This window comes from Ruegeria sp. A4 (assembly GCF_056543025.1).
Genome location: NZ_JBQGAW010000014.1, coordinates 16,186 through 38,629, shown reverse-complemented (window position 1 = coordinate 38,629; position 22,444 = coordinate 16,186). Strand labels below are relative to the sequence as shown.

The following is a 22,444-nucleotide window of genomic DNA, read 5'->3' as shown; positions in this document are numbered from 1 at the left end:
CCGAAGCCGAAGCCGAAGCCGAAGCCGAAGCCGAAGCCGAAGCCGAAGCCGAAGCCGAAGCCGAAGCCGAAGCCGAAGCCGAAGCCGAAGCCGAAGCGTCGACTGAAGATACTGCCCCGGCCAAAGAAAAAGTGGTCGAGCGTGTCGTTGAAAAGCGTGGCGGATTTGTTCCCGCTTTGCTGGGCGGTGCCATCGCTGCCGCCGTCGGGTTTGCGCTGGGCAATGGCGGGCTGTTGTCAACTGGCTCGGACAGCTCGGATACCTTGGCGGCGTTGGAATCCAAACTGGCAGACCAGTCCGACCAGATTGCCAAGCTGTCTCAGGCGCTTGCAAACAGTCCGGATGTTGCTGGTTTGACGGATCAGGTCAAAGCGCTGTCCGACAAATTGACACCCGTGGAAAGTGACCTGAGTGCGATCAAATCCACTGTGGATACGCTGTCAGGCCAGATCGGACCATTGTCAGAGCGCATTGCGACGCTTGAGAAAACCCCGATCGAATCCAGCGTGTCGCCCGAATCCATGGCCGCCTTCGAAGCTGAGCTGAAGAAGCTTCAGGACTCGCTGGCCTCGCAACGGGCCGAGGTTGAAAAAATGGTTTCTGACGCTCAGGCGCTGGAGGCAAAAGCATCAGCCGATGCGCAGGCCGCGGCCAATGCCGCCGTACTGTCGCGCTTGCATGGGCAACTGGATGCGGGTCAGCCCTATTCCGATCTGGTTGCAGAACTGAAAGCAGGCGGTGTGGATGTGCCGGATGCCCTGTCCGGGCCGGCTGAGAAGGGTGTTGAAACACTCTCTTCTCTGCGCGACAGTTTCGAACCTGCGGCCCGAACCGCGCTGTCCCAAGCCCGTGAAGCCGACAAGGGCACCGGCCTGATCGCATTTCTGCAACGTCAAACGGGCGCGCGCTCGGTCACGCCCCAGGAAGGGGATGGACCAGATGCCATCCTGTCACGGGCACAGGCTGCGCTTGCGGACGGAGACCTGGCCAAAGCCTTGAGCGAACTGAAGTCACTTCCCGAAGCGGCACAGGCTGCAATGTCCGATTGGGAACAGGCGGCCCAAACACGGGTCGCCGCCGTCGATGTGGCGAATACACTGGCTTCCAGCCTGAACTCGAACTGAAGGACCTGCCATGCTGTGGTCACTGTTTAAGATCCTAGTTTTTGTTGCGATTATCGGCCTGCTGGCGTTGGGCGGTCACTTCCTGATGCAAACCAGTGGCGGGGTTCAAATCACCGTCGCGGGCACGGAATTCACGCTGGGGCCGCTTCAGTCGGTGATCGCGCTGGCTGTGTTGGTTTTTGCGGTCTGGCTGTTTTTCACGTTGCTCAGCCTGCTGATCGCAACGCTGAAATTCCTGAACGGTGACGAAACGGCGCTGTCTCGGTATTTTGACCGCAATCGCCAGCAAAAGGGATACCAGGCGCTGGCTGATGGTCTGTTGGCGCTGGCCTCGGGCGAAGGGCGCGTGGCCATGACCAAAGCCAGCAAGGCCGAGAAACTGCTGAACAAGCCCGAGCTTACCGATCTGCTGGTGGCACAGGCCGCCGAGATGACCGGGGATACGAAAAAGGCATCGGACACTTATAAAAAACTGGTGACCAACAGCGCCACCCGTTTCGTCGGCGTGCGCGGGATCATGAAGCAGAAGCTGGCCGAAGGTGATGATGAAACGGCCCGCAAACTGGCCGAGAAGGCCCTGGCGATCAAACCGCGTCATGAAGAAACGCAGGACGTGCTGCTGAACCTGCAAACCAAGGCGCAGGATTGGGCCGGTGCACGTTCGACCCTGACGGCCAAGTTGAAGGCCGGGTATTTACCGCGCGATGTTTTCAAACGGCGTGACGCGGTTCTGGCCTTGTCCGAAGCCAAGGGAATTCTGGACGAAGGTGCGACGGTCGAACAGCAGGAACGCGCGATTGAAGCCAATCGCCTGTCGCCTGATCTGGTGCCAGCCGCTGCCATGGCGGCCCGCGCGTATATCGCCAAAGGCAAACCCCGGGCGGCAACCAAGATTCTGAAAAAAGCATGGGAGGCGCAGCCGCATCCGGATCTGGCCCATGCCTTTGCCGACATCGTGCCGGATGAAACCCCCGACCAACGGATCAAGCGGTTCACCGCGCTGACCCGGATTCACCCCGAGAACATGGAGACGCGCCTGATACTGGCCGAACTGAACATCGTGGCCGAGGACTTCCCCGAAGCCCGCCGTGCGCTGGGCGATGTGGTCGAAACGCAGGGTGATGCGCGCGCCTATACTTTGATGGCCGCTATCGAACGCGGCGAGGGGGCCTCGGACGCCATTGTGCAAGGCTGGTTGGCCAAAGCGCTGAATGCGCCGCGTGGTCCGCAATGGGTGTGCACCAATTGCCATGATATCCAACCTGAATGGGGACCGGTCTGCCAGAACTGCGGCAGCTTCGACACGCTCAGCTGGCAGACACCACAAACACCCGAAATCGCAAGCGCGACCGGCGTACATATGTTGCCTTTGATCGTTGGTGCGCTCGAAGATCAATCCGAAGAGCCTGAAGTCATGGAGCCCGCGGACGAGGATGATGTGGTCGAAGTGACACCAGAGTCGGCAGAGGTGGCAGACGAAGCCGAGGTTCAAAAGCAGGCCTGAGCCCTGCAACGCCCGTTTTTGCCTGCTTACACTCATTGAGATTGATGCGACGCCGCGCTTTTTGGTGAAGCCAAACCGGACGCCAGTGGTCCGAAGGGTCGTGCTTTTTCGTCTCTCTCAGCGGCTTGTCGACGCGTTGGCGGCCTCTTGCATTTACAGGCTGTGTTGGCCGCTTCCTCCGCAAAGCAGCCGTTTAACAAAGGCGCAGTTAACGTCCGAGATGCGGTCAAAATGGCCGTTCGCGTTCTTCGTCGCGAAGTACACAGTCAATCCAAAGCGGACGTTTAACTGGTGTCTATTTTCCAGCAGTTTTGGGATGAAATCGGCATCTGAATTCTGCCTCAGTTTTTTGGTAAGTACCGATCCAACAGAGCATCGACCAACCCTTCCTGAAGTTGGTAACCAGTGGCTTTGTCCACTCGCAAAATGTCTTCCAGAATAATAAGTTGTTCCATGCCCGTCGTCATGGATAATCGTTTTGCCAGGTCGACAATTTCCTTCGGCTTCATCAATGGATGAACTGGTGCAAGTGCTTCCGAAAAAGCCGCCACTCTTCTGGCGCCACGCATTTTGACAGTTCCATCTTCAAGTGATGCCTTGAGTGATTCAGCAAGAAACTGCCGGAAGTGCGCCTCATGAACCCGAGAAAAATCCAGATAGTAGCGCGCAACGGCGTGTACGCGGCTCCTGACGTTATTCAGCCCCTCGAGAAGTTCTGAAGTTGGAGTAACTTCAAGATCGAGCGTCGCATCCAAAGCCAAGACACTTGGATCAGAAAAGTAACGATAGACCGTCGCACGACTGGTTTTGGCACGCTCAGCGACTTTTGCCAGCGTGACTTCTTTGCCTTCCGACATCAAGTCACGTGCAGCTGAAAGAAGTGCTTCTCGTGTTCGATTAATTTGATTTGTACGCGACGCCAATACCAAGCCTTTTGTGATACACTTGTCTCATTAGTAGATATATGTATCATAAGGGCAGTGTGTTTCAAGTAAAGGGAGTTGAAGTAATGGCTGAACCTCGTCCGCGAATTTATCATCTTCTAGGAAACCTTCTAACCTTTCACGCCTTTCCCAGTGAGACCGGAGATCGTTGCACAATCGTTGAGATAAAGACGGCGCCGGGTGCCGGTGCGCCACCCAATCATCATGCTGGCGAAGACGAAAGCTTCTATGTGCTTGATGGTGAATTCGAGTTCTTTGTGAATGGTGAGACAATCAGCGCAAAAAGTGGTGACTTCGTCAAAGTTCCGGACGGCGCAGTGCACGCCTTTACGTGTACTGGGGAACGGCCTGGCCGGCTACTTTGCATAAACGCCCCTGGCGCGATGCATGACACTTTCTTTACTGAAGCTGGTGAAGCAATGCCTGATGGTACGACAGAAATTCCGGCGCCAGATGGACCGCCAGACATTCCGGCAATCATGGCCGTAGCAGACCGAGCAGGAATGACGATCTTGGTGCCTGCAGAAGTTCCCAGCTAACAAACGCGCCTATACAATTCCAGGTTGAGAAACGGAAGTATTGGACTGAAAACTCTGCTATAGACCCTATCTGGTAACACTAGCTCAATCCCAAGCCGGCATTCACGATGAGACCTTGCGATTGTGGATAGCGGACATTCGCTGCGCTGTCCAAAAATGTCTTCTACGTGAACCAGAGCAATCGTTTACGCGTAGGCGTGATAGCGGCTTAGATTGTCTGCTATCTGCGCTTGGTCAAGTTCGTTTTGGCGTGAGAACGCTCAATTCAGCATTCTTTCCGAAACGTCCTCAAGAAGGGTATGAAGATCGAAATCTTCGCCTTTCTCAGCAAGCCCTTTGTCATGCAGAATGAAGGACAGCCCGTGCACGAAACTCCACAACAAAAAACCACGGCGGCGAACTTCGTCTGTGATTCCCGGTTCACCGAGACACTTTGCTACCTCAGTCAAGAGAATCCCGAAACTTTGCTGGCCACCTTCCTCCAACCGGGGATCCGCGATGCGATCTGTGAAGCCGCCAAATTTCAGTCTGAAGATCCCAGGCTCATTTAACGCGAAGGCAACATACTCCATCCCGATGGCAGTAATGCGCTCGGGAGATCCTTCGGGAACGCCTTCCAGTGCGGCAAGCATTTTGTCTCGGTGCCGATCCATTCCTTCAAGGACAGTGGCGACCAACATTTCTGTCTTGTCTTTGAAGTGCTTGTAAGGTGCCGCGGTTGATACGCCAGCCCTTCTACAGGCCTCGGAAACGGAAAAACTGTCCGGACCTTTTTCTTCAACCAACTGTCGGGTTGCTTCGATCAGTGCAGCGCGGAGATCGCCGTGATGATAGGCTTTCTTGCTCACCGTTTGACCGGTCGCTTGGCTGATTTTTGAGTGACTTTTTTCTATGCTGGTCATGATCCAACATGTGCCAGATCACGTATCCCTTGTCAAAGTGAGAATTTCTAACATATGTTAGAGATGCTAACTTGATGAGGTCCGCAAATGCCAAGTCCCGCGAAATACTTTACTGAAAAGACCAAGCCGAGCTTCTTTTTGCGTGTTTTACGCGGTACCGTGCGTGTCGGGGTGACCGTTAGCTTCATAGGTGTTGCGGCGGCCGCAGTTTACTTCGGTGCATCGGAGCTGACGCGCAGAGCAGATGCTGTACCGGCGCCAGATGCAGCTGCTGTAACCCCAGTCTCCGCCACACCAATCACGTCCGAAAGCGCCTACACAGTCGACCGTGTATTCATCGGTCAGGTCGAGCCTCAGCGTTCGGCAGATATCTCTTTCGAATTGAATGGGACGCTTGATCAAATTCTGGTGGATGAGGGTGACGAGGTTGCTAAGGGCCAACTTCTCGCAACGTTAGACGTAGCTCTGTTGGAGGTTGAACGCGACCGACTGACGGCATCTCGTGATGCCATTGCAGCCCAGCTTTCATTCGCCGAGAAAACGGTCGAGCGAAACGCGAAACTCATCGAACAAGGCTTTACCAGTCAAGCTCGCCTAGATGAGGCAGTTTCCAGACAAGATGAATTGTTGTCTAGAATTGGGGAACTGGATGCAGCGCTGCGGGACGTAACCGTTCGGATCGAAAAATCCAGCATTGAGGCTCCGTTTTCTGGTCAAATAACCGCGCGACACGTCGACGGCGGTGAAACTCTGCGCTCGGGTGAACTGGTTCTGGGTATGGTCGAGGTCGTTTCGCCGCAGATTCGAATTGGTATCCCACTCGACGTTGACCCGGCGCTTCTGACAGATGTTGAAATCGAGATCGCTGGTCAAAGCTATCGGGCTGACCTTGCAACCTTGCGGCCCGACATTGATCCGGTAACCCGCACCAGAACCGCACTTTTCGATCTGAGGAACGCGCCGGACGTTGCCTTCGGGCAGACCGCTCGTGTGCATATAATTGATCCCGTACAGAGTGCGGGAACCTGGGTGCCCACGACATCCTTGAAAGAAGGTACGCGTGGGCAATGGACACTGCTGGTTGCAGACGCGCAGAAGATTGTGCGCCTAGCAACGGTCGAAGTTCTGCATGCTGAAGATGACCGTGTTTTCGTACGCGGCGCGTTTCCAGAGGGCACTGTTCTGATCGACCAAGGGCCACAGCGCGTTACTGTTGGCCAGCGCGTCGCTTTCAACACGGGCGAGTAACGGAGCGATTTGATGGAAACCCTTACCTTTCGCCACCCCCGACTGGTTGCTCTTATCATTTTGGTGCTTGTGTCTGCAGGCCTGTCTTCGTTCTTATCGTTGGGCCGGCAGGAAGACCCAACGATTACCAACCTCTTCGCAACTGTGACGACGCAGTTCCCGGGTGCAGACCCGGAGCGGGTCGAAGCGTTGGTCACCGCAGAAATCGAAGAAGAACTGCGGAAAATCTCCGAAGTGGATGAAATCAGCTCTGTATCCCGGTCGGGCGTATCGGTCGTTTCGGTAGAGTTGCTGGAGACGCTGGATGAAGCAACCATTGAGCAGGTTTGGGCCGAAGCTCGGGATGCCGTTGAAGATGCTCGACAGAACTTTCCGAGTGGAGTGTTGCCGCCGGAATTCGATGCCGAGGGTATTTCTGCCTATTCTGCTGTCATTGCCGTTGCGGCCGAGGATCCGGACTTCCCGTTAACTTTGCTGTCGCGGCATGCCGAAGCTCTGGGTGACAGGCTGCGCGCGATACCCTCTACGCGAGCCGTGGACTATTTCGGTCAGCCGGAAGAAGAAGTGCTCGTAAATGTCGATATGGACAAGGCCGCTGCGCTTGGGCTCAGCGCTGCCGAGATCTCCCAGCGGATTGCAGAAGCAGATGGGAAGGTCCAATCTGGGCGGTTGCAGTCCGATGTCGACCTGACCATAGGCATAAGCGGAGAAATTGAGACTTTGGACCGCATTCGAAGCATCGTCCTGCGAGAAAATGCAGACGGTGCCGTGGTGCAGCTCGGAGATATTGCCAGCGTAGACCGGGGCGCGCGCAAACCGCAGCCCTCAATCGCGTTTGCGAACGGAAAGCCCTCGGTTTTGATAGGAGTTCTGGCGCAGGACGGGGTACAGATCGACCGTTGGACAGGCTTTCTTCGGGATGAGCTTGAGGCCGGCGCCGCATCGGTACCTTTGGGCATGCAGGAAATACTGCTGTTTGATCAAAGCCAGTACACGACGGATCGTTTGTCAGAGGTTGGGATCAACATGGCCATTGGCGTGGCTCTGGTCGTGGCAGTTTTGTTTGTTACGTTGGGGGTTCGGGCAGCTGCGATTGTGGCTTTGGTATTGCCGGTTGTTTCATTGGCAACTCTGGCGACTATGAACATGATTGGATTGCCAATTCATCAGATGTCCGTGACGGGCCTGATTGTTGCCCTCGGTCTGCTCGTTGACGCAGCCATCGTCATGACCGATGAAATTCGGCGTCGTCTGCAGGATGGGATGGATCGGCTTGCAGCCGTACGGGATGCTGTTCGCCGGTTGGCCGCACCTTTGCTGGCATCGACTGTCACAACGGCGCTTGCTTTCACACCGATGATCTTGCTGCCGGGACCCGCCGGCGACTTTGTGGGTGCCATCGCGATCGCTGTGGTGCTTATGCTTGTCTGGTCCCTGGTTGTGGCGTTGACGGTGACTCCGGCGATTGCTGGTTGTTTGCTGTCCGATCGCCCAGACGCAGGAATGCTGAGTCGCGGCATCAGCATCCCGCCGCTTGCCCGCTTGTTCGAGGCCTCAATCCGATTGTCCGTTGCCAATCCGGTGCGATCCATCGCCTTGGCACTGGTCTTGCCCGTGCTTGGCTTCGCGGCCTTTCCAACGCTGACCGCGCAATTCTTCCCGGGCGTCGACCGAAACCAGTTCTATATCGAGGTCGACATGCCGGGTGGAACATCAATTTCCACCACCGAAGTGACCGCGCGCCAGATTGACGAAATGCTACTGGCAGATGACGGTGTCAAGAGTGTCTACTGGACAGTTGGAGAGTCCGGCCCGGCATTCTACTACAACATCGTTGGCAACCGTTCGCGCGAGCCTGGTTTTGCACAGGCCATGATCACGACCGACACGGCCGAGGATGCGGCCCGCCTTGTCGGATCGTTGCAGAGCCGTCTGGACACCGACTTTCCTGACGCGCAGATCATCGTACGCAATCTTGTTCAGGGTCCTCCGGTCGCCGCACCGGTTGAAGTCAAAATTCAAGGGCAGGACATCTCGGTATTACGTAATCTGGGCGACGAGGTGCGTTCAGTAATGGCCAATCTCGATCTGGTGACGCAGGCGCGTGCCAGTGTGAACGGCGGCAACCCTCAAATCCGGTTCGAGATTGATGAGGTCAAAGCCCGTTTGCTGGGGCTGGACGTGGCGGATATAGCGGGTCAGCTGGACACGGCGCTTGTTGGCATAACCGGTGGATCACTGATCGAAGGGACCGAGCAGTTGCCGGTGCGCGTTCGTTTGGGTGACGAGGTGCGATCAGATCTAAGTGCGATTGTCAGTATGCCCATTCTACTGCCGAACGCTGCCGAAATATCCGCGACCGGAGTTTTCCCTGCTGTACCTTTGTCGGAACTAGCCAGACCCATAATCGAACCTGCGGAAAGCGTCATAACTCGAACGGATGGCGTGCGAGAAAACACCATACAGGCGTTTATCGTACCTGGTGTTTTACCCGAAGAGGCTTTGCAGGACATATTGGAAGCGCTTGATGCGTCCGGGTTTGTGTTGCCTCAAGGCTATTCGATGTCCTTAGGCGGCGACAGTGATGCCCGATCCAATACCGTGGGAAATTTGCTCGCCTCTGTCGGGTTGATCGTCACACTCTCCATCGCGACGATCGTTCTGACCTTCAACTCGTTCCGGCTGACCCTTGTGACCTTGGTCGTGTGCGTTTTGTCTGCAGGCCTTTCACTGCTGTCGCTGGCCGTCATGCAATTCCCGTTCGGAATAACGGCAATCATCGGGGTCATCGGCTCAATAGGGGTTTCGATCAACGCGGCGATCATTATTTTGACCGGGTTACAACAAGACCGAGAGGCCAGCCAGGGAGATCGCGCAGCCATGGCTCGCGTAGTTAGTGGTTCCAGCCGTCACATTATTTCGACAACGGTCACGACTTTTGGCGGCTTCCTACCCCTGATTTTGGGTGGAGGTGCATTTTGGCCACCATTCGCCGTAGCGATCGCAGGCGGCGTTCTGTTATCAACCGTTGTATCTTTCTACTTCACCCCTCCCGTGTTCGCTTTGGTGTATCGTAGAACATTCAACAAACAACGTCCGGCCAATAACCGCCATTCCGAACCACGCGAAGCCGTTGTCGCGCTTGTGGCGGAATGAGAATTGAGCCCAATTCTCCTTGTGAGTTGGTGTGGTTCAAAGCCGTCTTTGTTCGAAGTAAGAATCAAGTTCTGCTGTGGGCCGCACGCCGGATTTTGCAGTGTCTGGTTTCTGCGCGTTGACGTCGTTATCGCGGACTGCAGCACCTGGTTACTTTGTGGCCGGATCGGAAATTTGCTCTACTGAGATGCACTACTGCTTTGCGGTGCTTTTCCGTCAGTGACCCGCTTGCGCCGGTTGTGCGGAGGATACGACTCATAATCGATTTGGGCTATCCGTCTCGTTGTAGATTGCGTAGCCTTGGCTTTGATCATTAGGACCATTGAAACGGGCGGAACAACCATAACTAAACCTAACAACTCGGTTGCAGTCAGCGGACGATTCTGCCGAAGCTTGGAAGCTGCGCGATACCAACCAATACCTACAGATCTATCTGCGAAAAGTCGGGAGATAAATCAGGGGGGTATTTTGATGCCCGCAAAGAAAATTTTTGTGTTTCAACATCTTGCGGGGAGATATGGTGCCCAGGAGAGGACTCGAACCTCCACGTCCATACGGACACTAGCACCTGAAGCTAGCGCGTCTACCAATTCCGCCACCTGGGCAGGTGTCGTGGAGGGGCGTTTAAGCCTAGTCGCGGGGGGCGTCAACCAGATTCGGTGAGATTTTTTAAAGTTTTTTTATTTCGGTTCCCGGCCGGTGTTTTCCGCCCATGATTTTCAACTCCGTCGCGGCGAATTAGCGCCTTGTTTGACTGGCCTGCGGGCGCTAGTTCTAGGGCGCAATTTCTCAGCAGGAGCCCTCTCATGTCGAAACTGGTGACGATTTTTGGCGGATCGGGATTTGTCGGTCGCTACATCGCGCGGCGCATGGCGAAAGAGGGGTGGCGAGTCCGGGTAGCCGTACGTCGCCCGAACGAGGCCATGTTCGTCAAACCCTATGGTGCCGTGGGTCAGGTCGAACCGGTGTTGTGCAATATACGGGATGATGCCTCGGTGGCGCTGGCGATGCAGAGCGCCGATGCGGTGGTGAACTGCGTGGGTGTGCTGAACGAGCTTGGCAAGAACGGGTTTGATACGGTTCAGGCCGAAGGAGCTGAACGCATCGCGCGTTTGGCGGCCGAGCAGGGCATCAAGCGGATGGTTCACATCTCGGCCATCGGTGCGGATGCGAATTCAGCCAGCGCGTATTCCCGGACCAAAGCACATGGTGAAGCGGGCGTGTTGAAACATATGCCAGACGCCGTGATCCTGCGTCCTTCGGTGATCTTTGGCACCGAAGACCAGTTCTTCAACCGTTTCGCCGGAATGACCCGCATGGGACCATTCCTGCCTCTGGTCGGGGCCGAGACAAAATTCCAGCCCGTTTACGTAGACGATGTGGCGCAGGCTGCCGTCAAAGGCGTTCTGGGGCAGGCAGAGCCGGGTGTTTACGAGCTTGGCGGCCCCGAGGTTAAGACCTTTCGTGCTTTGATGCAGCAAATGCTTGAAGTGATTCACCGTCGCCGCGTCATCATCGGCCTGCCGTTCTTTGCCGCGCGGATTATGGCGGGTGTGCTGGATATCGTTAAATTTGTCAGCTTCCAGCTGTTCCCCAACAACATTCTGACTCGCGATCAGCTTAAGAACCTGCGTCACGACAATGTTGTCGCCGAGGGCGCAAAGTCTTTTGCAGACCTTGGTATCGTGCCGACCACGCTGGAATCGATACTGCCGGAATACCTGTGGAAATTCCGCCCCTCGGGTCAATATGACGACATTCAGAACTCGGCCAAAAACCTGCGTATCTGATCAGCTGTAGGCCATGATCAAAAGTATCACGCCTAGAATGACGCGGTAGATGACGTAGGGTGTGAAGCTGACGCTGCGCAGAAGCCGCATCATCAGGCTGAGCGCCAGCAGGGCCGAAAGAAAGGCAAACAGCGCCGCAATGGCCCCATCCCGGGCCAGTTGCATATCGGCCCCGCGCACGGCATCCAATGCCAGCAGTGTGCCCGACGCCAGGATTGTCGGGATCGACATCAACATCGCGATCCGCGCGCCGTCTTCACGGGTATATCCCAATTGCCGCGCGCCGGTTATGGTTATCCCGGAACGGGACGTGCCTGGGATCAGGGCAAGAACCTGCCACAGACCCATGATGAGCGCGTCGCGTATTCCCCAATTTTCGGCCTCTTTGGTTTCAGGAGCCCTCTGATCCACCCAGTACAACAGCAGACCGAATCCCAGCATTGTCCATCCGATGACCGTGATCGAACGCATGGCCTGACTCAACCCGGTGACATGCAGAATGAGGCCCGCGATCACGGTAGGAACAGTTGCAACGATCAGGCCCAGAGCAAGCCGGGCCTGCGGTGTATCCGCCCGTCCGGTCAATGCGCGCGGTAATCCGGCAAGGGCCTGTTTTACGTCTGACCGGAAATACAGCACCACGGCGCCCAGGGTTCCCACATGCACCGCGACATCAATGGCTTGACCCTGGTCCTGCAACCCCGACAGGTTGGGCAGCAGGATCAGGTGACCAGATGAGGATATGGGCAAAAACTCAGTGATTCCCTGAATGATTGCTACGAGAATCAGGTGAAACAAACTCATCTGCCCTGCCGTGCTGCTGCCACGTGTTCTTTGTGAGTTATGGGTATAAGGGCGATGGAAAAAAGGAAAGCGCGCATATAGGTCCGAATCGGATCTAAAATTTCCAATTATTTTCCACTTTTCTTAAAGGCGCGCTGCATTTTTTCAATTTAGGTCAGCATAATTGACTTTTCATCCAAAAGCGCATCCCGTAAAGAAACGGAACCTAGCCAATTCATGGAGTCTGACCCGTGGCCAAGCAACCGATGCTGAAATTTGTGCAGATCGACCGCGTCATGCCGGAAAAGCGTGCTGCCAATGACCGCAAGGACGACTTTGACGAGATCTATTCCGAGTTCGCCGCCGAAAAAGCAGCCGAGCAGGCGAGTCGGTGCAGCCAATGTGGTGTTCCTTACTGCCAGTCGCATTGCCCGTTGCACAACAATATTCCCGACTGGTTGCGCCTGACTGCGACCGGGCGCCTGGAAGAAGCCTATCAGGTAAGTCAGGCCACCAATACCTTCCCCGAGATCTGCGGGCGCATCTGTCCGCAGGACCGCCTGTGCGAGGGCAACTGCGTGATCGAACAGTCGGGCCATGGAACGGTCACGATTGGTTCGATCGAGAAATACATAACGGATACCGCATGGGAAAAAGGCTGGGTCCAGCCGGTTGCTCTATCGGCCGAACGCGCTGAAAGCGTAGGTATCATTGGTGCAGGCCCTGGTGGATTGGCCGCTGCGGATATGCTGCGCCAGGCTGGTATCCAGGTCACGGTATACGACCGCTATGACCGGGCCGGTGGCCTGCTGATGTATGGCATTCCGGGGTTCAAACTGGAAAAAGACGTCGTTCAGCGCCGCAATGACCTGTTGGCTGATGGTGGGGTCGAGTTTGTTCTGAATTGCAACGTGGATGCGGCCAGGTTTGAAGAAATTCGGGCCAGGCATGATGCCGTTATCATCGCGACCGGTGTCTACAAGTCGCGCGACCTGGCAATGCCGGGCAGCGGTCTGGCCGGGATCGAAAAGGCGATCGACTTCCTGACAGCCTCGAACCGGAAAAGCTTTGGCGACGAGGTCGAAGAATTCGACAACGGCCGCTTGAACGCCCACGGCAAGAAAGTCGTCGTGATTGGCGGCGGTGACACTGCGATGGACTGCGTGCGCACTTCGATCCGTCAGGGCGCGACTTCTGTGAAATGTCTGTATCGCCGGGACCGGGCCAACATGCCGGGGTCACAGCGTGAAACGCAGAATGCCGAAGAAGAAGGCGTGATCTTCGAATGGCTCAGCGCACCCAAAGGGTTCACGGGTGAAGACATGGTCAAAGGTGTCATCGTTCAGAAGATGCGCCTGGGACAGCCAGACGCATCCGGTCGTCAGGCCCCCGAAGTGATCGAAGGCGCGGACTATGTCGAAGACGCCGATCTTGTGATCAAGGCGCTTGGATTCGAACCTGAAGACCTGCCGACGCTGTTCGGACAACCTGATCTGCCGGTCACCCGCTGGGGTACGATCAAGGCGGCGTTCCAAACCGGCGAGACCGAAATGGACGGAGTCTATGCAATCGGTGACATCGTGCGCGGTGCCTCGCTGGTGGTCTGGGCGATCCGGGACGGTCGTGACTGCGCTGATGCGATCATCGAACGCTTCAATGCCAAATCTGCCGTTGCGGCCGAATAATCCCGGCGATCAGGAGGGTTCGAAATGCCTGAATTGCAAGGCCAATGCATGTGTGGCGCGGTCACGGTGACGGCAACTCCGGCGCGGGATGCGCTGGGGGCCTGCCATTGCGACCAGTGCCGGCGCTGGACCAGTTCCATGCTGGTGACGTTTCAGGCCGAAGAAGGCTATGCCGCGCTTGGCCCGGTCAAAACCTTCACTTCCTCTGACTGGGCCGAGCGCGCCTTTTGCGCCGATTGCGGCTCGGCGCTTTGGTATCGGATCACGCTTCCGGGCGAGATGCACGGCCAGACGCAAATGGCGGCAGGTCTGTTTGACAACGCCGCAGGCAACCCGCTGAAACTTGAACTTTATATCGACAATAAGCCCCAGGGCTACGCGTTCGCAGGCGAACGCCGGCAGATGACCAAAGCCGAGGTCGAAGCCATGTACGCCCCCTCTGACGAAGGAGACAGCCAATGACCAAATATGATGCCGATTGGGTGCGGGCCGAAGAAGCCAAGCGCAAATGGATGGCTGAAAATGGTCTCTATTCCGAGGAAGAAGAGCATTCTTCCTGCGGTGTGGGTCTCGTTGTGTCCGTGGATGGGAAAGCGTCGCGCAAGGTTGTGGACGCCGGTATCGACGCTCTCAAGGCGATCTGGCACCGCGGCGCGGTTGATGCTGACGGCAAGACCGGTGATGGCGCGGGCATTCACGTGCAGATTCCGGTCTCGTTTTTCTACGATCAGATCAGGCGCACAGGCCACGAGCCCAAATTGGACGAACTGATCGCCGTCGGTCAGGTTTTCCTGCCGCGCACCGACTTTGGCGCACAGGAACAGTGCCGGACCATCGTGGAAAGCGAAGTTCTGCGCATGGGCTATTACATCTATGGCTGGCGTCACGTGCCGGTCGATGTCACCTGTCTGGGTGAAAAAGCCAACGCCACCCGGCCCGAGATCGAGCAGATCCTGATCTCGAATTCCAAAGGTGTGGACGAAGAGACCTTCGAGCGCGAGCTCTATGTCATTCGTCGCCGTATTGAAAAGGCCGCCTCAGCTGCCGGTATTTCCGGGCTGTACCTGGCGTCGCTGTCCTGCCGTTCGATCATCTACAAGGGCATGATGCTGGCCGAGCAGGTTGCCGTCTTCTATCCCGATCTGATGGACGAACGGTTTGAATCCGCCTTCGCCATCTATCACCAGCGCTATTCCACCAACACTTTCCCGCAATGGTGGCTGGCGCAGCCCTTCCGCATGCTGGCGCATAATGGTGAGATCAACACGCTGAAAGGCAACATCAACTGGATGAAAAGCCACGAGATCCGCATGGCGTCCTCGACGTTTGGGGATTATGCCGAGGATATCAAACCGATCATCGCCGGAGGATCGTCGGATTCGGCCGCATTGGACTCGGTTTTTGAGGTTCTGGTGCGCGCAGGTCGCTCGGCCCCGATGGCGAAAACCATGCTGGTTCCGGAAAGCTGGTCCAAGCAAGCGGTGGAACTGCCGCAGGCGTGGCGCGACATGTATTCCTACTGCAACTCAGTGATGGAGCCGTGGGACGGCCCAGCCGCGCTGGCCATGACGGATGGCCGCTGGGTCTGTGCTGGACTGGACCGCAACGGCCTGCGTCCGATGCGTTACGTCGTGACTGGCGATGGTCTTGTCATTGCAGGATCCGAGGCCGGCATGGTGCCGATTGATGAGTCCACAGTGACCGAAAAAGGCGCGCTGGGTCCGGGCCAGATGCTGGCCGTCGACATGAAAAAGGGCAAGCTGTATCGCGACACCCAGATCAAGAACAAGCTGGCGAGCGCATTGCCGTTTGGCGAGTGGGTCGGCAAGATCAACGATCTGGACGAGGCGCTGGCAGGTGTGACCGAAAAGCCGATATTCTCGGGCGAAGATCTGCGCAAACGCCAGATCGCGGCAGGCTATTCGGTCGAAGAGCTGGAACAGATTCTTGCGCCCATGGCCGAAGATGGCAAAGAGGCGCTGGCGTCCATGGGTGACGATACGCCCTCGGCGGTTCTGTCCAAGCAATACCGCCCGCTCAGCCATTTCTTCCGGCAGAATTTCTCTCAGGTCACCAACCCGCCGATCGACAGTTTGCGCGAATACCGCGTCATGTCCTTGAAAACCCGGTTCGGGAACCTGAAGAACGTGCTGGATGAGGACAGCAGCCAGACCGAGATCATCGTTCTGGAAAGCCCGTTTGTCGGAAACGCGCAATGGGATGAACTGGTTGGGAACCTGAATGCTCCGCTGGCCGAGATCGATTGCAGCTTTGAGCCGGGTCAGGGTGCGCTGAGCGCGGCTTTGGCCCGAGTCAGAGCCGAAGCTGAAGAGGCTGTCCGGTCTGGCGCCGGGCATCTGGTGCTGACCGACATGAACTCGGGTGAAGATCGTGTGGCGATGCCGATGATCCTTGCCACCAGCGCAGTGCACTCACACCTGACCCGTCAGGGCCTGCGGACGTTCTGTTCCTTGAACGTACGCTCGGCTGAATGTGTCGATCCGCATTACTTTGCGGTTCTGATCGGCTGTGGCGCGACCGTTGTGAACGCCTATTTGGCCGAAGACTCGCTGGCCGATCGCATCGATCGTGGGCTGCTGGACGGCACCCTGACCGAAAATGTTGCGCGCTACCGCGAAGCCATCGACCAGGGCCTGTTGAAAATCATGGCCAAGATGGGTATTTCGGTGATCTCGTCTTATCGTGGAGGTCTGAATTTCGAGGCTGTAGGCCTGAGCCGCGCGATGGTCGCCGAGTACTTCCCGGGTATGACCAGCCGTATTTCCGGCATCGGCGTCACCGGTATTCAGGCAAAGGCCGAAGAAATCCACGCCAAGGGCTGGAACAGTGGTCTGGACGTGTTGCCGATCGGTGGTTTCTACAAGGCGCGGCAATCGGGTGAAACCCATGCGTGGGAAGCGACCTCGATGCATATGATGCAGATGGCGTGCAACAAGGCGTCCTATGAGCTGTGGAAACAGTATTCTGCCAAGATGCAATCGAACCCGCCGATCCATCTGCGCGACCTGATGGATTTCAAACCATTGGGCAAACCTGTGCCGATTGAAGAGGTGGAATCGATCACCTCAATCCGCAAGCGTTTCGTCACGCCGGGCATGTCACTGGGCGCGCTCAGCCCCGAGGCGCACAAGACGCTGAACGTGGCCATGAACCGGATCGGGGCGAAATCCGACTCGGGTGAAGGTGGTGAAGATCCTGCACACTTCGTGCCGGAGCCAAATGGCGACAACCCCTCGGCCAAGATCAAACAGGTGGCCTCGGGCCGGTTCGGTGTGACCGCCGAATACCTGAACCAGTGCGAAGAGCTGGAAATCAAGGTTGCCCAAGGTGCGAAACCGGGCGAGGGCGGTCAGCTGCCGGGCATGAAGGTCACCGACCTGATCGCGCGTTTGCGGCATTCCACCAAGGGCGTTACGCTGATTTCTCCCCCGCCGCATCATGACATCTACTCGATCGAGGATCTGGCGCAGCTGATCTATGACCTGAAACAGATCAACCCGCGCTGCAAGGTGACGGTGAAACTGGTGGCGTCCTCGGGCGTTGGCACGATTGCAGCCGGTGTGGCCAAGGCGAAAGCGGATATTATCCTGATTTCGGGTCACAATGGCGGTACGGGTGCCTCACCCGCGACCAGCATCAAATATGCTGGTCTGCCTTGGGAGATGGGCCTGACCGAGGCGCATCAGGTTCTGGCGATGAACAACCTGCGCGACCGGGTGACTCTGCGCACCGATGGCGGCCTGCGCACCGGGCGCGACATCGTCATGGCGGCGATGATGGGGGCCGAGGAATACGGCATCGGCACCGCCGCCCTGATCGCGATGGGCTGTATCATGGTGCGTCAATGCCAGTCGAACACCTGCCCCGTCGGCGTTTGCACGCAGGATGAATCGCTGCGTGCCAAGTTCACCGGCAACGCGGACAAGGTGGTGAATCTGATCACCTTCTACGCGCAGGAAGTGCGCGAGCTGCTGGCCAGCCTTGGCGCGCGTTCCGTGGATGAAATCATCGGTCGGGCCGATCTGCTGGCGCAGGTTAGCCGGGGTTCGGCACATTTGGACGATCTGGATCTCAACCCGCTGCTGATCACCGTCGATGGTGCGCATAACATCGTGTACAATCGCGACAAGGACCGCAACGCCGTGCCCGACACGCTGGATGCCGAGATCGTGCGCGATGCGGCACGGTTCCTGAAGGACGGCGAGAAGATGCAGTTGTCATATGCCATCCAGAACACGCACCGCACCGTCGGAACCCGTATTTCCAGCCACATTGTGCAGAATTTCGGCATGCGGAACACGTTCCAGGATGACCACCTGCACGTGAAACTCCAGGGTTCGGCGGGTCAGTCTCTGGGGGCTTTCGCTGCCCCGGGTCTGAAGCTGGAAGTTTCGGGGGATGCCAATGACTATGTTGGCAAGGGCCTGTCTGGCGGCACGATCGTTGTGCGCCCGCCGCAGGTCAGCCCGCTGAAGGCAGACGACAACACAATCATCGGCAACACGGTTCTCTACGGTGCAACTGACGGCCATCTGTTTGCGGCCGGCCGCGCGGGTGAACGGTTTGCCGTGCGCAACTCGGGCGCCAAAGTTGTGGTTGAAGGATGTGGCTCGAACGGGTGTGAGTACATGACCGGCGGTGTGGCCGTGATTCTTGGTGATATCGGGGCCAATTTCGGTGCCGGGATGACCGGTGGCATGGCATATCTGTATGATCCTGAAGGCAAGGCCGAAGCGTTGATGAACAAGGAAACGCTTGTGACCTGCCCGGTCACCGTGGACCATTGGGTGGATCAATTGAAAGCCCTGATCACGCGTCACGCCGAGGAGACTTACAGCCGCAAGGCTGCGGATATTCTCCAGCATTGGGATGTGGAAAAGGGCAACTTCTTACAGGTTTGTCCCAAAGAAATGCTCAACAAACTCAGCCACCCGCTGAGCGAAGAAGCCACGGCAGTTCCGGCGGAGTAAGCCGAAATTCCACCAAAAAACCGGCCCCGCGTGCCATTTGCAGCACGCGGGGCCACAGTTTTTGTGCGGTTTCGGTGGGATTCTTGCCTGTTCTTCCGAATTTCGCCATGCTTTTTTCACCTTGTAGTGATAGCCATTGCCTGTTTCGGTTTCTAATGGTGACAGAGTAGGGGCAACAGTATGCCAACGACATATCGCGATCAGTTCTTCACCTTTGATCCCGCAAGCCCGCCACCAGCGGGAACGGCCGTCGCGGTCAGCAATTTCACCCTGACTGATGCGAATGATGACAATCTTATTGACGCGCCCAGTGGTGACACGGTCAACGGTCAAGACGTTACAAATTCCTGGCCAGGCGATACTGTAACGATCAACGTGTCAGGCGTTGGGAACGTGACCTATACAGGAACCACGTTCTACCTGGCCGATGGGTCTCGGGCTTTCACCCCCACAGACGGCCAGGTTCTGCAGCCCGGAACGCTGGTGTCGACCACTTTTGTTAACACGTCAGGCCCGCTGAATGTCGGTAACCTTGGGCCGCCGTGCTTTACGACCGGGACCATGATCGCCACACCGGAAGGTGAACGCGCGGTTGAGGATTTGAAGGCTGGTGATCTGGTCATCACGGTGGATCACGGACCACAACCCTTGATTTGGGTCGGATGTACAACCGTCGCAGCCGAAGGCAAACTGGCCCCAATCCGTTTCGATGCCGGGGTGTTTGGTCTGGATCGCCCCTTGCTGGTTTCACCGCAGCACCGGATGCTGATCGAAGACTGGCAGGCGTCCTATTTGTTCGGCCATACCGAAGCGCTGGTTCCGGCGCATACTCTGGTCAACGATGACACTGTGAAACGGGTCGAGGGCGGTGAGGTTGAATATTTCCACCTGTTGTTCAAACAGCATGAGATTGTTTTCGCCAACGGAGCAAAAAGCGAAAGCTATTATCCCGGGCACGCTTTGTCGGCTTCGGATCGGGAAACGCAAAGCGAAGTGCTGCACTTGTTTCCCGAGTTGACCGGGCTTGATCCGATGTCGCTGAAAACCGCGCGCCCGATCGTTCATCCACGCGAGGCGCGCGCTTTCGCGATTTAGGCCGTTTCAAACCGGAACCTTGCGTCGTATAGCTGAGACATGGCGAAGAAAGCAGCCCGCAAATCCGGCGGAAAAAAACGCAAGGCATCCAGAAAGAAGGAACCAGTGGCGCGGCAGATCCGCCGCTGGGTAACGCGAGCGATCATGGCGGTTTTGGGCCTCGTGGTTGCTCTGGTCCTGATTTATTCGGTGGTGAACCCTCCTGTCACCCACACCATCTGGTCGGAATGGCGCCGGCTGGGAAAGGTTGAACGCGAATGGGTCCCGATCGAAGACATGGCACCGATCATGGCAAGATCAGTTGTTGCAGCCGAGGACGCAAATTTCTGCCTGCATTGGGGCTTTGACGTCGAAGCCATCCGCGATGCGCTTGAGGATGGCGGCAATCGTGGTGCCTCGACCATCACGCAACAGGTGGTGAAGAACGTGTTCCTCTGGCAGGGCCGCAGCTGGGTGCGCAAGGCATTGGAAACCTCGATCACGCCGGTGGTTGAAATATTCTGGAGCAAACAGCGTATTCTTGAGGTGTATCTGAATGTCGCCGAAACGGGAAATGGCGTGTTCGGGGTGGAAGCCGCCGCGCAACGCTATTTCAACACCAGCGCGGCAAAGCTGACTTCGGTTCAAGCGGCGCGGATTGCCGCAATCCTGCCGTCCCCGCGCAACCGGTCGGTCACGGATCCGACTGCGCGCACCCGCAGACGGGCGGCTTCGATCCTCGATGGGGCGGCCACCATCCGCGCAGATGGTCGCGCGGATTGTTTCGAGGATTGAAACCCGCTATCTGCCAAGGCTAAATCTGTCGGGTATTCACTGGTTCGAATGGAAGTCCATGGCGCGTCTGTTTCACGTTCCCCTCTCTCCGTATTGTCGCAAGGTCCGTCTGTCGCTGGCGGAGAAGAAGATCGAGGTTGAGCTGGTAGAAGAGCGATACTGGGAACAGGATCCTGATTTTCTGCGGCGCAACCCGGCAGGAAAAGTACCCGTGTTGCGTCTGGACGGGCAGATCATGTCGGAAAGCGCGGCGATCTGCGAATACATCGAAGAAACCCGTCCTGAGCCAGCTTTGATGCCGAAAACCCCCGAAGCCAGGTTTGAAGTGCGACGGCTGGTCGGTTGGTTCGACGACAAGTTTCACCACGAGGTGACATCGAAGCTGTTGTATGAGCGAGTGAACAAAAAGGTCACGGGACAGGGGTATCCGGACAGCAAGAATGTCAAACAGGGTGCCAAGGCGATCAAATACCATCTGGATTACATGGCGTGGCTGCTGGATCACCGCCGTTGGTTGGCCGGGGATCAGATGACATTGGCGGATTTTGCGGCGGCGGCGCATCTGTCTTCGCTGGACTACATCTCGGACGTGGACTGGAACCGAAGCCAGGTGGTCAAGGACTGGTACGCCAAGATCAAGTCTCGACCGGCATTTCGGTCGATTCTGGCGGATCAGGTGCCAGGGTTCCGACCGCCGCCCCATTACGCTGATCTGGATTTCTGATAGGGTGCGCAAGGGGGGGCTGTCTGCCCCCCATCGCGCCATGGGCGCGATTCCCCCCGAGGATATTTTGGCCAGATGAAGAGCGGATCGGATCTTAAGGAAAAGCTGGTGCAACAAGCCCAGGCAGAGGGGTTTGTTGCCTGTCGCGTGTGCCGCCCCTGGGATGTTCCACAGGTGCCGAAACGATTGCGGGCATATCTGGACGCCGGGTACCACGGGCAAATGGGATGGATGGCCGAGCGCACGCATTGGCGTGGCGATCCTGCCGCTCTTTGGCCCGAGGCGCAATCGGTGGTCATGTTGGCCGAAAGCTATACACCGGAACATGACCCGACGGAGATCCTGAATCACCCGGATCGTGGTGCGATCTCGGTCTATGCGCAGAACAAGGACTATCATGATCTGGTCAAGAAGCGGCTGAAGCGGTTGGCGCGATGGCTGATTGCCGAAGCCGGAGGCGAGGTGAAAGTATTTGTCGATACCGCTCCGGTTCCCGAGAAGGCGCTGGGATATGCCGCCGGACTTGGGTGGCAGGGCAAGCACACCAATCTTGTGAGCCGAGAATGGGGAAACTGGGCCTTTATAGGCTCTGTTTTCACTACTCTGGACCTGCCGGCGGACAATTCAGAGATCGATCATTGCGGGTCGTGCCGCGCCTGTCTGGACAGTTGCCCGACCGATGCGTTTCCGGCCCCGTATCAACTGGACGCACGGCGGTGCATTTCATACCTGACCATCGAGCATAAAGGCCCGGTGGACCATGAGCTGCGCGGTAAGTTGGGCAATCGGATCTATGGCTGCGACGATTGTCTGGCGGCCTGTCCATGGAACAAGTTTGCCGTCGCAGCGAGCGATATGCGCTATGCCGCCCGGGACGATCTGAAATCGCCCGGTTTGGAAGAACTGGCGGCGCTGGACGATACCGCTTTTCGTGCAAAGTTTTCCGGCTCGCCGATCAAACGAATCGGCCGGGACCGGTTCGTGCGCAATGTTCTGTATGCCATTGGAAACTCGGGACAGCCGAAACTGAAACCAGTGGCTCAGCGTCTGTTGGAAGACCCGGATGAGACCGTGGCAGAGGCGGCGCGCTGGGCGGTGGAACAACTGTCATAATTGCCGCAAACAGGCTGGACGTGTCGTGCATAACCGCTAAACCCATCCGCAGCGAACAGACAGGAGGACCCG

16 protein-coding genes and 1 tRNA gene are annotated in these 22,444 nt (G+C 57.1%); 13 read left to right on the top strand and 4 right to left on the bottom strand.

Annotated elements, in window-relative coordinates:
* Positions 1–1,124: COG4223 family protein (locus tag ACR0E2_RS20175; RefSeq protein WP_480447688.1), on the top strand; the 1,124-nt coding region annotated here is incomplete at its 5' end.
* 10 nt (positions 1,125–1,134) lie between these two features.
* On the top strand, positions 1,135–2,628 hold the full coding sequence (locus ACR0E2_RS20170) for a heme biosynthesis HemY N-terminal domain-containing protein (protein ID WP_480447687.1): 1,494 nt from the start codon (positions 1,135–1,137) through the stop codon (positions 2,626–2,628).
* 341 nt (positions 2,629–2,969) lie between these two features.
* Here ACR0E2_RS20170 and ACR0E2_RS20165 read toward each other — a convergent pair whose 3' ends face one another.
* The gene (locus ACR0E2_RS20165; RefSeq protein ID WP_480447685.1) at positions 2,970–3,551 is read right to left on the bottom strand and encodes a TetR/AcrR family transcriptional regulator; all 582 of its coding nucleotides are present in this window, start codon (positions 3,549–3,551) and stop codon (positions 2,970–2,972) included.
* An 86-nt stretch (positions 3,552–3,637) separates the two neighbouring features.
* On the opposite strand from ACR0E2_RS20165, the gene ACR0E2_RS20160 reads away from it, so the two are divergent.
* On the top strand, positions 3,638–4,111 hold the full coding sequence (locus ACR0E2_RS20160) for a cupin domain-containing protein (RefSeq protein WP_253282584.1): 474 nt from the start codon (positions 3,638–3,640) through the stop codon (positions 4,109–4,111).
* 260 nt (positions 4,112–4,371) lie between these two features.
* Here ACR0E2_RS20160 and ACR0E2_RS20155 read toward each other — a convergent pair whose 3' ends face one another.
* Entirely contained in the window at positions 4,372–5,013 is a 642-nt protein-coding gene (locus ACR0E2_RS20155) for a TetR/AcrR family transcriptional regulator (RefSeq protein ID WP_171233500.1), read from the bottom strand.
* Positions 5,014–5,100: 87 nt separating this feature from the next.
* On the opposite strand from ACR0E2_RS20155, the gene ACR0E2_RS20150 reads away from it, so the two are divergent.
* Positions 5,101–6,261 carry an efflux RND transporter periplasmic adaptor subunit gene (locus ACR0E2_RS20150; protein WP_480447684.1) on the top strand — a complete coding sequence of 387 codons (1,161 nt, stop codon included), beginning with the start codon at positions 5,101–5,103 and terminating at the stop codon, positions 6,259–6,261.
* A gap of 12 nt (positions 6,262–6,273) precedes the next feature.
* Positions 6,274–9,417 carry an efflux RND transporter permease subunit gene (locus ACR0E2_RS20145; RefSeq protein WP_480447683.1) on the top strand — a complete coding sequence of 1,048 codons (3,144 nt, stop codon included), beginning with the start codon at positions 6,274–6,276 and terminating at the stop codon, positions 9,415–9,417.
* Positions 9,418–9,935: 518 nt separating this feature from the next.
* On the opposite strand, the gene ACR0E2_RS20140 is transcribed toward ACR0E2_RS20145, so the two are convergent.
* Positions 9,936–10,022: transfer RNA gene (locus tag ACR0E2_RS20140), tRNA-Leu, on the bottom strand.
* Between the two features lie 201 nt (positions 10,023–10,223).
* Here ACR0E2_RS20140 and ACR0E2_RS20135 point away from each other — a divergent pair.
* On the top strand, positions 10,224–11,207 hold the full coding sequence (locus ACR0E2_RS20135; RefSeq protein WP_480447681.1) for a complex I NDUFA9 subunit family protein: 984 nt from the start codon (positions 10,224–10,226) through the stop codon (positions 11,205–11,207).
* On the opposite strand, the gene ACR0E2_RS20130 is transcribed toward ACR0E2_RS20135, so the two are convergent.
* Positions 11,208–12,011: an undecaprenyl-diphosphate phosphatase gene (locus ACR0E2_RS20130; RefSeq protein WP_171233496.1), complete on the bottom strand. Its 804-nt coding sequence runs from the start codon at positions 12,009–12,011 to the stop codon at positions 11,208–11,210.
* Positions 12,012–12,241: 230 nt separating this feature from the next.
* On the opposite strand from ACR0E2_RS20130, the gene ACR0E2_RS20125 reads away from it, so the two are divergent.
* The 7 genes from ACR0E2_RS20125 (at position 12,242) to queG (ending at position 22,372) form a co-directional block, all read left to right on the top strand.
* Positions 12,242–13,675: an NAD(P)-dependent oxidoreductase gene (locus ACR0E2_RS20125; protein ID WP_480447680.1), complete on the top strand. Its 1,434-nt coding sequence runs from the start codon at positions 12,242–12,244 to the stop codon at positions 13,673–13,675.
* A 24-nt stretch (positions 13,676–13,699) separates the two neighbouring features.
* A complete protein-coding gene (locus ACR0E2_RS20120) occupies positions 13,700–14,137 on the top strand; it encodes a GFA family protein (RefSeq protein WP_480447679.1) in 438 nt (145 codons plus the stop codon).
* Positions 14,134–18,666: a glutamate synthase large subunit gene (gene gltB / locus ACR0E2_RS20115; protein WP_480447678.1), complete on the top strand. Its 4,533-nt coding sequence runs from the start codon at positions 14,134–14,136 to the stop codon at positions 18,664–18,666. Before ACR0E2_RS20120 ends, gltB begins: the two co-directional genes overlap by 4 nt.
* Before the next feature lie 180 nt (positions 18,667–18,846).
* The gene (locus tag ACR0E2_RS20110; RefSeq protein ID WP_480447677.1) at positions 18,847–19,761 is read left to right on the top strand and encodes a Hint domain-containing protein; all 915 of its coding nucleotides are present in this window, start codon (positions 18,847–18,849) and stop codon (positions 19,759–19,761) included.
* Between the two features lie 39 nt (positions 19,762–19,800).
* A complete protein-coding gene (mtgA, locus tag ACR0E2_RS20105) occupies positions 19,801–20,535 on the top strand; it encodes a monofunctional biosynthetic peptidoglycan transglycosylase (RefSeq protein WP_171640519.1) in 735 nt (244 codons plus the stop codon).
* 58 nt (positions 20,536–20,593) lie between these two features.
* Positions 20,594–21,259, top strand: a complete 666-nt coding sequence (fzlA, locus tag ACR0E2_RS20100) for an FtsZ-binding protein FzlA (RefSeq protein ID WP_152459944.1) — start codon at positions 20,594–20,596, stop codon at positions 21,257–21,259.
* Positions 21,260–21,334: 75 nt separating this feature from the next.
* Positions 21,335–22,372: a tRNA epoxyqueuosine(34) reductase QueG gene (queG, locus tag ACR0E2_RS20095; RefSeq protein ID WP_480447676.1), complete on the top strand. Its 1,038-nt coding sequence runs from the start codon at positions 21,335–21,337 to the stop codon at positions 22,370–22,372.
* Positions 22,373–22,444: the final 72 nt, after the last annotated feature.

Bases quoted from the DNA above. Each gene is read 5' to 3' on its own strand.
- ACR0E2_RS20170 (WP_480447687.1), top strand. From the start codon at position 1,135: ATGCTGTGGTCACTGTTTAAGATCCTAGTTTTTGTTGCGATTATCGGC.
- ACR0E2_RS20160 (WP_253282584.1), top strand. From the start codon at position 3,638: ATGGCTGAACCTCGTCCGCGAATTTATCATCTTCTAGGAAACCTTCTA.
- ACR0E2_RS20155 (WP_171233500.1), bottom strand. From the start codon at position 5,013: ATGACCAGCATAGAAAAAAGTCACTCAAAAATCAGCCAAGCGACCGGT.
- ACR0E2_RS20150 (WP_480447684.1), top strand. From the start codon at position 5,101: ATGCCAAGTCCCGCGAAATACTTTACTGAAAAGACCAAGCCGAGCTTC.
- ACR0E2_RS20145 (WP_480447683.1), top strand. From the start codon at position 6,274: ATGGAAACCCTTACCTTTCGCCACCCCCGACTGGTTGCTCTTATCATT.
- ACR0E2_RS20135 (WP_480447681.1), top strand. From the start codon at position 10,224: ATGTCGAAACTGGTGACGATTTTTGGCGGATCGGGATTTGTCGGTCGC.
- ACR0E2_RS20130 (WP_171233496.1), bottom strand. From the start codon at position 12,011: ATGAGTTTGTTTCACCTGATTCTCGTAGCAATCATTCAGGGAATCACT.
- ACR0E2_RS20120 (WP_480447679.1), top strand. From the start codon at position 13,700: ATGCCTGAATTGCAAGGCCAATGCATGTGTGGCGCGGTCACGGTGACG.
- gltB (WP_480447678.1), top strand. From the start codon at position 14,134: ATGACCAAATATGATGCCGATTGGGTGCGGGCCGAAGAAGCCAAGCGC.
- ACR0E2_RS20110 (WP_480447677.1), top strand. From the start codon at position 18,847: ATGCCAACGACATATCGCGATCAGTTCTTCACCTTTGATCCCGCAAGC.
- mtgA (WP_171640519.1), top strand. From the start codon at position 19,801: ATGGCGAAGAAAGCAGCCCGCAAATCCGGCGGAAAAAAACGCAAGGCA.
- fzlA (WP_152459944.1), top strand. From the start codon at position 20,594: ATGGCGCGTCTGTTTCACGTTCCCCTCTCTCCGTATTGTCGCAAGGTC.
- queG (WP_480447676.1), top strand. From the start codon at position 21,335: ATGAAGAGCGGATCGGATCTTAAGGAAAAGCTGGTGCAACAAGCCCAG.